The organism is Pseudomonas marincola (assembly GCF_900116605.1).
GTDB lineage: Bacteria > Pseudomonadota > Gammaproteobacteria > Pseudomonadales > Pseudomonadaceae > Aquipseudomonas > Aquipseudomonas marincola.
In genome coordinates, this window is the sequence record NZ_FPBC01000009.1 from 78873 (window position 1) to 91121 (window position 12249).

At 59.0% G+C, this 12249-nt stretch carries 8 protein-coding genes; 6 read left to right on the forward strand and 2 right to left on the reverse strand.

Translation table 11 applies throughout. The annotated features are described in order from the left end of the window. Positions 1–13 precede the first annotated feature (13 nt). Both mnxG and BM395_RS15330 read right to left on the reverse strand, forming a co-directional pair. Positions 14–5899 carry a manganese-oxidizing multicopper oxidase MnxG gene (gene mnxG, locus BM395_RS15325; protein WP_244528991.1) on the reverse strand — a complete coding sequence of 1962 codons (5886 nt, stop codon included), beginning with the start codon at positions 5897–5899 and terminating at the stop codon, positions 14–16. 277 nt (positions 5900–6176) lie between these two features. Next, complete coding sequence (locus tag BM395_RS15330; protein ID WP_090513354.1) at positions 6177–6803, reverse strand: lytic transglycosylase domain-containing protein; 627 nt, start codon at positions 6801–6803, stop codon at positions 6177–6179. A gap of 198 nt (positions 6804–7001) precedes the next feature. Here BM395_RS15330 and gspG point away from each other — a divergent pair, with 198 nt between their 5' ends. The 6 genes from gspG to BM395_RS15360 all read left to right on the forward strand — a co-directional run bounded on the left by gspG (position 7002) and on the right by BM395_RS15360 (position 12245). Beyond that, positions 7002–7436: a type II secretion system major pseudopilin GspG gene (gene gspG, locus BM395_RS15335; protein WP_090513589.1), complete on the forward strand. Its 435-nt coding sequence runs from the start codon at positions 7002–7004 to the stop codon at positions 7434–7436. A 12-nt stretch (positions 7437–7448) separates the two neighbouring features. After that, positions 7449–8639, forward strand: coding sequence for a type II secretion system F family protein (locus BM395_RS15340; RefSeq protein WP_090513356.1), 1191 nt, complete (start codon positions 7449–7451; stop codon positions 8637–8639). 86 nt (positions 8640–8725) lie between these two features. After that, the gene (locus BM395_RS15345; protein WP_090513359.1) at positions 8726–10036 is read left to right on the forward strand and encodes an MFS transporter; all 1311 of its coding nucleotides are present in this window, start codon (positions 8726–8728) and stop codon (positions 10034–10036) included. A gap of 251 nt (positions 10037–10287) precedes the next feature. Beyond that, positions 10288–10989: a YebC/PmpR family DNA-binding transcriptional regulator gene (locus BM395_RS15350; protein WP_090513361.1), complete on the forward strand. Its 702-nt coding sequence runs from the start codon at positions 10288–10290 to the stop codon at positions 10987–10989. 198 nt (positions 10990–11187) lie between these two features. Beyond that, positions 11188–11805, forward strand: a complete 618-nt coding sequence (locus tag BM395_RS15355; RefSeq protein WP_090513364.1) for a hypothetical protein — start codon at positions 11188–11190, stop codon at positions 11803–11805. A 173-nt stretch (positions 11806–11978) separates the two neighbouring features. After that, complete coding sequence (locus tag BM395_RS15360) at positions 11979–12245, forward strand: hypothetical protein (RefSeq protein ID WP_090513366.1); 267 nt, start codon at positions 11979–11981, stop codon at positions 12243–12245. Positions 12246–12249: the final 4 nt, after the last annotated feature.

The following is a 12249-nucleotide window of genomic DNA, read 5'->3' on the forward strand; positions in this document are numbered from 1 at the left end:
CTGCATGCCTTGCTCAGGGAGCCGGGGTTTGATCGGGTTCATCGCTGACCCGCAAAATGCCCCACAACCCATTGGCATTGCCCTGCCCTGCATAGTCGCGATACAGGTAGTCACCCGGGATCGCGTTACCGCCGCCGGCACTCGGGAACAGCATGCTGAAATGCGCGGCCGGCAATACGCTTTCCTGGGCGCCGATAAAGGTGCTTTCCGGGTTCCAGCCAAAGCGCACGGAACCCACGCCCGGGTATTTGGTGGGGTAGCCGTACTCATCGCGGTATTCCGACTGGAACGGCGAACGTGCCCAGTCATGCCCGGTGAGCTGGAAAATACTGCCGCGGCTGCCACCGGTTGGCAGCACCACGTGGGTGCGGAATGGCTGGCCCGGTTTTACCCGCAGAATCGGAGTGACCGGATCGCTGCCCACCAGCGCATTGCTGTAAGCCATGTGCGCATTCAGCGTGTCGCCCCAGCCACCGCCATTGGCGCGGCCAAACGGTGCGTTGGGCGGCAATTGCAGCCGATACCACAGCGGCTCGGTCTGGTAGTTGATGGCCATGCCCGAGTTATCCTGCGGGTCGCCGCCGACACCAAAGCCTTCCGACGCGATATTTTCCAGCGGCCGGCCGCTGGCCCAGCGCGGATTCAGCGATTTCTGCCAGACCAGCGCAAAGTCGCGGTAAGACGAGCCCTCCAGTGGTTTCACCGTTGCAGCAGCGCGCATGCCCGGGTCTTCTGTCCAGGTGGCGCCCTGCGGCACGATGCTCATGGCGCCGCCGAGGCCTTTCTGGCCCTGTTTGATCGGGTCTGCCGGAGTGATGGCCAGCCCGCCAAACTCGATTGGCGTGGCGTTGATGTTATCGACCGCACGGCCGAGGCGAACCAGTGGCCGCCCTTCCCGCTCAAGGTGCCCGGCGTAAAACTGATAGGTTTTAGTCGGGTACTCTGCCGCGTTCGAGGTTCTCGGCGCCACGGTCTGCACCGGGTTGATCCCGACATTGGCGCCGTCGGAACGGGTGATGTCGTAGCTCAGCAGTTGTGCGTGGATGCCAACGTGGCTCGAAGGCTTGATCAGGTTATTGCTGAACGTGGTCGCGCCGTTCGAGCTGTTGCGGTCACGCTTGACCACGCCCGCCATGATTGCGGTTTGCGGCAAGTCTGGCATGTCCACCGGCAAGCGGTTTTCAAGGATCACGCTGATGCACTCGCCCGCCGCGGCGCGCAATACGATCGGCTCGATTGGCACGTTGTTTTTCAGCTTGCCGTTTTTGTTCAGGTCATCCTTGCGCACATACATGATCGCGGTCGGGTCATGCAGCGGCCCGCTCTGGCCGCCAATGGTCGAGATTGTGCCATCTTCCTCGCTGATCACCGTGACTTGCGCAATGCTCACCTCACGGGGGTTGTACACCAGCGTGCCGCCGTTGGGTTTGAGTGCGCCACCGACATGCATGCCAGCGCCTTGCGGATCATCGATGCTCAGGTTCAGCGGATTCTTGAGGATGTCGTTGGCCAGCGCCGCGACAATCTCATACTCGCGCTTGACGGTAGGCCGCTGCCCCACTCCATTCGGATTCGGGGTGTAGCGCGGGCAAATGCCGTCAAATGAAGAGGTGTTGCGCGCCGACACCGGATGCGGATTGTTCGGCAGGGCAAACAGATCCGTACGCGGCTCACTGTAGTTGCGCATCACGCCCCACATGCCGTTCCAGTAACCTTCAATCGAGGCGTCCATCGAGTACAGGTAATCACCTGTCGCACTGGCCGATCCCGAGCTAAGTGAAACCGGCGCAGCAAAGCCCATCTGCTCGGAGATACCGACCATTTGCGAGGCGCGCCATCCCGAGTTGGAACTGCTGCCATAACCGGTCCCGGTGTGCAGCCACTTGACGCCATGCAGGGTCACGTTGTGCTCCTCTTCGTGGCCACCGGCGTGCACCCGCAGCCGCACGTTGTCGCCCGAATAGGTGCGCAGCAGCGGTGTAAACGGATCACCCGGCAGGTCGCCCGCCTTGTTGATATGCGGCGGGAACAGTGTGGTTCCGCCAGTCGGGCCCACTGCGCTGGTGATGGCGCTCGGCGCCATGTTCATGGCGGCAATGGCGCGGTCGGTACGGGTTTGCAAGGCGTACGCAAGGTCGCCTCCCAGCCCGGCAGCCTGCATGCCAGGTTTGCCATCCGGCGCCATCCGGTTCGGGTCGTAAACCCGCAGAGCCACCGGCTCGTTGCGGTAATTGACCACGAAGATTCCCGGATCATCCACCGAAATGGCTTGCGGGCAAGGCCGGCTTGGGCAACCCGGACTCACACCGCCAGGCAACTCGACAGTCTGCTCCAACTCCGTGCTGGCAACTCCCCGTGCAGGCGGGTTGATGGCGTAGCGGAAGGTATCTGCGGTGGCCGGATAACTGCCCGGATTGGGCACGCCATCAGGCCCGGCGCCCACATAAACCCCGGCTTCATAGGCATGCTGGAAGTCGCTGTATTCCAGGAAGAACTCACGGAAGGAGTCGTTCGAACCGTCGCCATTGACATCGTTGGTGGCGATCACCGCTTGCCATGAAGTCGGCCCGCCATCCTGACGACCAGCGGCATACAACGGCTGGCCAGTTTCAGCGTGATACCAGTTCGAACCTGCGGGTTCAGTGAGCACGGTGGCGTAAAGGCCGACCTGCTGGTGAGTCGATGGGCCAAGGTGGTCGTGGGTAAAGATATTGCCCAGACCGCGATCGACGTTATGCACGTTGACCACCGGATCGGCGAACCAGCGCTGCATGGCCGTGCGCGCACCGATCCAGTCGGGCCGGTTGTACTGGCCGAAGAACGGGTGCGCCTTGGCAATCGGGCAATCCGCGCTGCCGTCGCGCGGATCACCGGCGTGGCAGGCATTGAACTCACGGATGGCTTCAATACGCTCAACCACACTGGACGGGGCCAGCAAGCCGTCTTCATAGTTCCAGCCATTGGCTGAACCATCGGCAGCGGTAAGGTCCCACTTTGGCAGGTGGATATGTTGGCCGATCACATCAGTCGGGGTGCGCACCTGATAATCATCAAGCTCATAGGTGCCGGGAATCAGGTTGGTCTGCTGATACATGGTGCAGTCAAAGGTGTTCATGCGCATCACGAACGGCTCAGGCGGACGCTGCTTGTTGATCACGCCCCAGGCATCTTCCCAGAGCGCCAGCATGCGAGTTTGCGGGAAGTGATAGCCGACCTTGTTGAACACCGCATCGAACTGGATATTGGCTGCTTTGTAGAGCCGCGGCTTGTCGGCAGTAAAGGTCGAGCCGCCGGTAAAGCTCATGCCATCGAGCCGCTCACCACTGTTGAACTGGCCAATGCCGTTAGCGGCAGTCAGCCGTTTCTGATTATCGTCAATGCACGGCTCGTAGTAAGGCGCGCCGGCCACAGGCAGCGAGCCATTGGTTTTAAACACCTTGGGCACGACTTGCATATCGGCCATTACGGCAAAGCTCGGGTGGCTGGGCTTGGCGTGATAAGCCATCGCAGCCTGCTCGACATCAGTGCCCTGCTCCGGATAGAAAACCGGCTTGGCGCGGGTGATGGTTTTCGAGAAATCCAGCGCATTGGTGACCACTGTGGCCTCCCCGCCAGCGGCTTCACCTTCCAGCGAATGGCGCGGCAAGCCACCATCCCAACCGCCGGATTGAGCCGGGTCGAGATTGCTCCACAGGGCGTTACCGGTGTCGCGCAGCTGTTGCGCCAGCGTCGCGTCGAGCATGTCCAGTGGCGGGGTTGGCGGCCGCTGGCCTACGGTGCTTTCCATACCGGCAATCCAGAATGGGAAGCCCGGGTTTTTCAGATTGCCATCGGCGTTGTAGTTAGCCGGGCTGCGATCAACCAGCGCCACTGAGCCGATAATCTGGCTGTGCGCGACGTTGTCGTCATCGCCTTCATGCTCCTCGTCATCATCCGTTTCGGCCAGCAAACGCTCGCTGACTTTCGGCACCACAGCCACTTTGCCCGGCATGGGCGGCATGGCTTTACCGGGCAGCGGTACAACGGCCGGAATCGGTGTACCGGCGATTATCTCTCCGTCTGGCAGCGCCCGTGATCCTGCGGCTGGCAAGCCACTGCGCAAGGCGAAAGGTTCACTGTGGTAGCCATTCTCGCCCTGGGCCGAAACGTCGAGCACGGTGCCTTCTTCAAGCACGTCGTGAATGCGCCACATCGCCCACATGCCTTGAGCAAAGTGCGGGTAGAAGTGGCAATGATAGATGGCATCACCTGCCACCCGATTACGGTTGCCAGAGCCGCCGTTGGCGATTTCGTAGGTATAACCGGAACCAGAGCCAAGGCCCTGAGCGTCGATGTAATCGGAGTCATCATCATTCGGGTTGAACAGCCACTGATGCCCGTGCAGGTGGAAAATATGCTGCTCGGAGCCAACATGGGTGTTGCGGAATTTAACGAAATCGCCGGTGTAGCTGTGGCTTACATTTGAAGGTTCGGCCGGATACAGCGCCATGTTTGCCTTGATGCCAGTGGCTTCTGGCGGAGGGATTTCACCGGGACGAATATTTTCCAGACCGACGTTGGCCGGCACATCCACCAGCATGGCGACATCGCCCACGGTATGCGCGCTGAGGAAGAACTCCTCATAGGCGCAGGACAAGCAGTCATGCATCGGCCCGACACCCAGGCGGTTAGCCACAACCTCCGCGCCCATGCCGCCCGAACCGTAGTTGATCATGAAACTGTCGCGGGTCGGCTCCAGCACGTGCTGGAACACCGGATCGGCCCAGTAACCGGGAAACGCCTGCGCGGCGGCGGCTTCATCGTGGAAAGCGCTGGCAAAGTCGCGGAACGGTTCCAGCCGGTTAGGCAGGGCCGGATTGCGCTTGCCGATGCTTTCCAGCGGATAGGTCGCAGCCGGGAAGCTGCCGTCTGCATTTGGCCCCAGCACAATCGCATCGGCGTCGGATGAAATGATCTCGTTGTTATCAATCATCGCCAACACCGGACGCCCGGCCTTGCCCTCACTGGCCCAGGGCTCGCCCATTGGAAAGCGTGCCTGATAATCGACGATTGGCTGGCCGGCTGGAGTACGTCCGGTAGTGGCCAGACGCAGCTCTTCTTCGGTCACCACGTTGCGGTAAGTGCGACCGCCTTTAGGTACGACCACGACCTGGGCAAACAAACCATTGGCATTGTTACCGGACGAGGCTTCACCGCCGAAAGTTGCCCCTTGGCTGGTGGCCACAAACGCACCTTCATGTTGTGCGTAAAGGGTGTAGGAGCGGCTGCCTCCTGGCGCAATCAGCGAGCTCTGGTTGCGCCCCACGTTGGTTGAGGTGTCGTCGATTGAATTGACCGGCTGCAGGCCGTTAACCTGAAAACCAACGTGACGATCCGCTACCTGATCGTCAATTTTCATTGGATTGAGCGGGTCGAACTCCGCCTCGTTGGCTTCGTTTTCTTCCTCTTCTGGCCCGTCAAATTCGCCGTCGCTGCGCGGATTGGAATGAGCCGTCAGCAGATTCTGCAGATTGATCGTGATGCAATCACCGGCCGCCACCCGCAATACCAGAGGCCGTGGGCGTTTATCCGGACGCAGGGTCACCTCGCCCGGTACGACCATGCCGCCCTGTGTGAGCGGCACCTGATTGGCATCGACGACATCGCTGCGCAACGCGAACATCATGCCGTTGATATTTTGTGCACCGAGACGGTTGAACATTAACGGCTGGTCGATGGCGACGATGTTGGCGACCAGATTGCGCTCACAGCTGATTGCAGCCTGAGCCGCCTGTTCGAGCCCGCCAACACCCACTGCCAGCGCGATAGCCAGCAGCGGATGGCTGAACGTAAAGGATGAGCGGCTACGACCCAGACTGCTGCCATTGTGTTGGGACTTACTCGAAAATATCCGTTTCATCTTGGCTGACCTCAAGATCGGTTCATCGTCGCCAATTGGCCTACAACCGTTCAGCAATCCCTGTGCCAATAAAAAAACCTTTATTTTTCATATACTTGGAAACAAACATCAGGTGTCTTGGGGGATTTGCCCCAGCACTCACCCCCAAAACCCCAGTTGTGCTGGCTGAAAAGCAGGAACAATCCATGGCGTGGTGATTAATTAAAAAGTATTAATGAGCAGAAATGGCGCCTCCCCGGATCTGGGGAAAATCGCCCACATGCGGGCAGAGCAAGGCTTACATCGGCGCGGCTGTGACCGCCGCCTGCAATCGCTGAAAACGTTCGAGAACGGTGGGCACGTACCGCTGGGTTTCCGGGTACGGCGGGATCACGCCGCCGCGTTTGAGCACAGCGCCGGGGCCGGCATTGTAAGCAGCCAGCGCCAGCGACATATCGTCATTGAACAGGCTCATCAGGCTCTTCAGATAGCGTGCGCCACCGCGAATATTGGCGGCCGGATCCCATACATCGGCGACGCCCATGTCACGTGCAGTCCCCGGCATTAGCTGCATCAAGCCCGCAGCGCCCTGGCGTGAAAGTGCGTTGGGATCGTAGTTCGACTCGGCGCTGATAACCGCATGAATCAAGGCCTCAGGCAGCTGATTCTCACTGGCTGCAGCGCTCACTAAGGCGTTGTATTGCTCACCGCTGGCGCGCATGGCGGTGGCGGCTGGGGCCGCCGGTTTAGCCAACTCGATCTTGGGTTCGCGGGCCACCCGCTGGTAGTTCGAATTGGCTTTATAGATGTTGGTCAGGGTAATGCTGCCGTCCTTGTCGGTGACCATGTAGACGTCTGCCTGCGCCCCTTGAATGCTGATACCAACCCACAGCACGAACCCTGCAAACCAGCCGGCAATGCTCATATTTCACCCTCCGTTGCGAGCCATAAGCAGCGCGCCCCACAGGCCGCGATTGCTCACTTGCAGCGACGCTACACGCAAAGCACGTGCCGAAATGGTTGCACACGACCGCAAACCAATACGCTTGCACGCCTCTTGCATAGCTGCACAAAAGCGTTTGCACATGCACCCAACTTCAATGGGTAAAGGGAGATCGCAATGATGAAACGGGATACTAATTTCCGGCCTGCTCGCACCCAGGGTTTCACGCTGCTGGAACTGCTGGTGGTGTTGGTGGTTCTCGGGCTGCTTGCCGGCATTGTGGCGCCTAAATACTTCAGCCAGCTGGGGCGTTCCGAGGTCAAGGTAGCCAAGACGCAAATCGAAGGGCTGGGCAAGGCGCTGGATATTTACCGGCTTGAAACCGGCCACTACCCCACGACTGAACAAGGCCTGGCAGCGCTCAATGTTGCCCCCAGCGACGAGCCGAAATGGGCCGGACCTTACTTGCACAAAGGCATCCCGCAAGATCCCTGGGGCCGGGATTACGTATACCGCTCGCCCGGCGAAAATGGTGAGTTCGACCTGCTCTCAATGGGCAAGGATGGCCAGCCCGGCGGCGATGGTGATAACGCTGAAATAACCAGCTGGCAATAGCAGGCGACGACCATGCGCATTCTGGTTAAAGGTGTCGGCAAGCAAGCGACCATCATCTCGCAAGTCTTCGAGGCGCCCAGCCTGCTGGATGCACGCAGGCTGGCGGAGGAGCAAGGCATCAAGGTTCTCGCCGTGCGCGGCGAACAACGCCTGCGCCTGCCCGGCCTTAAACCGCGAGAGAGTTTTTCCTTGCTGTTGTTCAGTCAGGAGCTGACGACGCTGCTCAATGCGGGACTGGCCTTGATCGATGCGCTGGAAAGCCTGGCCGAGAAGGAATCGGCGCCACAGGCACGGCGCATTCTGAATGATCTGGTGCGCCTGCTTTATGAGGGCAAGTCACTGTCGCAGGCACTCGCCCAGTTTCCCGAGGTTTTCCCATCCTTGTACGTCGCGCTGGTTCAGTCCAGCGAGAAAACCGGCGCGGTGGGTGAAGCATTAGGCCGCTATGTGTCTTATCGCAGCCGCATGGATGAGGTTCGGCAGAAGGTGATCAGCGCATCGATTTATCCGGCCCTGCTGTTCATTGTCGGCTGCGGGGTTTTACTGTTTTTGATCGGCTATGTGGTGCCGCGCTTCAGCCTGGTGTTCGAAAGTGTCGGCAGCAACATGCCCTGGCTTTCGCAAGTGCTGCTCAGGTCCGGGCAGTTTTTGCACGAGCATCAAAGCGCGTTGATCAGTGCTTCATTGGCGCTTTTGCTACTGAGCGTTTTCTTACTGCGTCAGGACCGTGTACGACTAGCGCTCAGTCGCCTGATTGAGCGAGTACCGACAATCCGCAATCGCATCTTCATTTATGAGCTGGCGCGCTTTTACCGCTCGCTGGGAATACTGCTGCAAGGCGGGATTCCGATCCTCACGGCAATGGCCATGGTGCGCGGTTTGCTCGGCGTCAGTTCAAAGGTCAGGCTCGACCACGCCAGCGAACAAATCCGTGAGGGGCATTCGTTGTCGAGTGCTTTCGAGAGCAATCAGTTGTCTACACCGGTTTCCATTCGCATGCTTCGCGCGGGCGAGCAGTCGGGCAATCTCGGGGAAATGATGGAGCGAACCGCGAACTTTTATGACGAGGAAACGGGCCGCTGGATCGAGTGGTTCGTGCGCTTGTTCGAGCCGATTCTGATGACATTTATCGGCCTGATCATCGGCGTGATCGTGATTCTCATGTACATCCCGATTTTCGAGCTGGCCTCCAGCATCCAGTGAAATCAGCCACCGAGACCAGACTCTGATTGACCCCACCAGCAGAAAACCGGCAGCCTTGCAGGCAAATGACGGGCAACAGGCTGCCAATGAACAAGTCCACAGTAAGCGAAGACATCTACTCCAAGCTGGTCAACGAAGAAGACGCGCGCGTTTGCAGCGAGATCAGCGAGAGCCAATGCAGCAACCTTCCGGCAAATTTTTTGCTGATGGTGATCAGCCACTTTTTCTCCAAACTCGGTGACGCGCTTGCCAGCCCCAAGGTGGTTTTGCCCTGGGTGATGCAAAGCATCAATGCACCGCTGTACCTGATCGGTTTTCTGGTACCGATTCGCGAATCCGGCTCACTGATCCCGCAACTGTTGATTGCCAGCTACATTCGCCGGGTGCAAGTGCGCAAGTGGATCTGGGTCGCGGGGAGCTTGATTCAGGCGGCCGCGATAAGCAGCATTGGTCTGGTGGCATGGCAGCTCGAAGGCAGTGCCGCTGGGTGGTCGATTATTGCCCTGATCACTCTGTTCAGCCTGGCGCGCGGCCTGTGCTCGGTCGCCTCAAAAGATGTGATTGGCAAGACCATCCCGAAAACCCGCCGTGGCCAGGTCAATGGCTGGTCGGCCAGTGCCGCAGGTTTGGTCACGGTTGGCGTGGCTGGCGTATTGCTGCTCAGCGGCGAAAGCCAGCCGACCACGCTGATGTACGCCCTGTTCATCGGTGGTGCAGGCTTGCTTTGGATTATTGCTGCGCTGTTTTATGCACAGATAAAGGAGCAGCCAGGGGCAACGGAAGGCGGTGGTAATGCCTTGCGCGAAGCCATCCAGCGCTTGTCGATTATGCGCGACGACAAACCCTTCCGGCGTTTTGTAATCACCCGTTCACTGTTGCTCTGTTCGGCACTGAGCGCGCCCTACTACGTGGTTCTGGGGCAAAAAAATATCGGCACCGCCGCCTCGCTGTTGGGACTGTTCATGCTCGCCAGCGGCGCTGCGAGCTTGTTTTCGGCGCCGATTTGGGGGCGTTTTGCCGATGTCTCGAGCCGGCAAGTAATGATCATCGCGGCGCTGATGACCTCAGCACTGGGCCTGGCTGTTTATCTGTTGCAAACCCTGCACAGCGACTGGCTGGCTGTAAGCTGGGTACTGCCAGCGCTGTACTTCATGCTCAGCATCGCCCATCAGGGTGTGCGCATTGGCCGCAAGACCTACGTTGTGGACTTGGCCGAAGGCAACAAACGCACCGATTACGTCGCCGTCAGCAACACCCTGATAGGCCTGATTCTGCTGCTGATGGGCTTTCTGGGCGCACTCGGCGCAGTGCTCGATGTGAGTGAAATCATCTTGCTGCTTTCAGTGCTCGGCGCCATTGGCGCGGCTATGGCCATGACCCTGCCACAAGCCGAATGAGCCAGCGCGCTGGCCGGCGCAAACCCGCGGAATAGCGGGCTTTCGCGCCGTTTGTGCGGACAAAATCAACCGGTCCGCCGCGTTGACAAAGACTAGTAATCCATAATTTGCCGCGCTTTTAGAGTGCCATCGGCGGCCGAAGGGATTAAAATACGCGTTTTCGTCGCGCGCGCGTATTACAGCCTCCGCCCTGAGCCTTGAGGTTACCGGCCGCGCCTAATCTTCATTCATTTAGAGCAAGAGAATCAGCCATGGGTGCACAGTGGAAAGCCAAGCCTAAAGAAGCCGCGGCGAATGCCAGGGGAAAAATTTTCGGGCGTCTGGTCAAAGAGATCATGATTGCTGCGCGTAACGGCGCTGACCCGGACACCAACCCCAAGCTGCGTCTGGCGATCCATCAGGCCAAGAAAGCCTCGATGCCCAAGGAAACGCTCGAACGTGCGATCAAGAAAGGCGCGGGTCTGCTGGGTGACACCATCAGCTACGAAAAAACCACCTACGAAGGTTTTGCACCGCATCGCGTGCCGGTCATCGTCGAATGCCTGACCGACAACGTAAACCGCACCGTTGCCGAAATCCGCGTACTGTTCCGTAAAGGCCAGCTTGGCGCATCCGGCTCCGTGGCCTGGGATTTTGACTATCTGGGCCTGGTCGAAGCCTCGCCAGCATCCGACGACGCTGATGCCGAATTGGCAGCCATCGAAGCCGGTGCTCAGGACTTCGAAGATGCCGAAGAAGGCGCCACTCTGTTCATGACAGACCCAACCGACATGGACACTGTGTGCAAAGCCCTGCCTGAATTTGGCTTCACCGTGAACTCGGCGGTGCTCGGCTACCGCGCCAAGAATCCGGTCACGGTCAGCGGCACGGAGCTGGAAGAAGTTGAAGCGTTTCTTGAAGCCCTCGACGGCCACGACGACGTACAGAACGTTTACGTCGGTTTAGCGGTCTGATCACTGCAAACACCCCTAATACGGCGCAGTAACCCGTACTTCCCGATCATCCTGTCGGCGCATACCCAACAGGATGGGGACTAGGTTGTAATCATCAGTGCGTGTTCCTGCGCTAAGCGCTGCTGGCCTGCACGGTAATTTCACCGTGCAGCAAGGCTGGCATGCATACATGGACGTATGCTCAAAAGGAGTTCTACCTTGCGTAACGTCATCCTCATTGCCGCGTGCCTGCTGGTCGGCGCCTGCAGCAGCCCTGCCCATAACGACCATCCGCAACGGCTTGTCGACGGCAGCAACCCGATTGCCAAAAGCAATATCGAAGCCATCCACAACGCCGATGTGATCCCGCTGCCGCTGCATACCGATGCAACCGACTCCATCTGGAAAATTGGCGAAGAGCAACCGCGCATGGACTTCGGCAGCTCAATCTCGAATTACCGGGTTTTCTCGATCAAGCTCAAACAGGGCGAACACTACAACCTCAACGTCAGATCAAGCTGCCTTGATGACTGCCTTGGCGTGAGCAAGTATGCGCTCAAACCAAGAGCCATGCTGATGGATGCTTACGGCATTGTGATTGCGGGCAAGCCCTCGCGCGCCGCCAGCGAAGTCGGTTCAGTGTCTTTGGGCTGGGAAGGCGAAGCCCCTGAAGACGGCACCTACTACCTGTTGGTTGCCGCCGACAACGAAGACACCGGCAAAGCCATTGTCATCGACAACATTTGGCTGAACAACTCACCGCTGATGTCCGTTCAGGTGGGCATGAACAGCCCATCATTCAGTGAAATGAACGCCTACGCGACTGAAAGCAACTAAGACGCGTCGCCGCACTTCAACGTGGCCCCAAACCTTGGGGCCACGCGACATTCCCCCCTGAATCTGCAGCATCGGCCTGACGATAATCACTATCATGGCTAATGATTTCTGCCGCCCACGGTTTCTCAATACGCTAAGCGCACTAAAAGAAGCTATTGACGCCTGGGTGCCCAATGAAACGTATCGTGACTATCGCCTTGCTGGCATTAACCGTGTTGCTTGCTGGTTGTTCGTCTCAGCCACAAAAGGTCGAGCGCGCCTATACCGATGCCGAAATCAAAGAGTTTGCGCTGGAAATGCTCAGCCGCAGCGGCCTGCCTTATGAAGAGTATGAAAAGCTGCGCCGGGCCATCGAGAACCCGCAGCACCGCATGAGCAGAACCAGCCGCGAACTCGATGCACTGCGTGATAGCGCCACACGCGGCGAATCACGCAGCTAGCCGC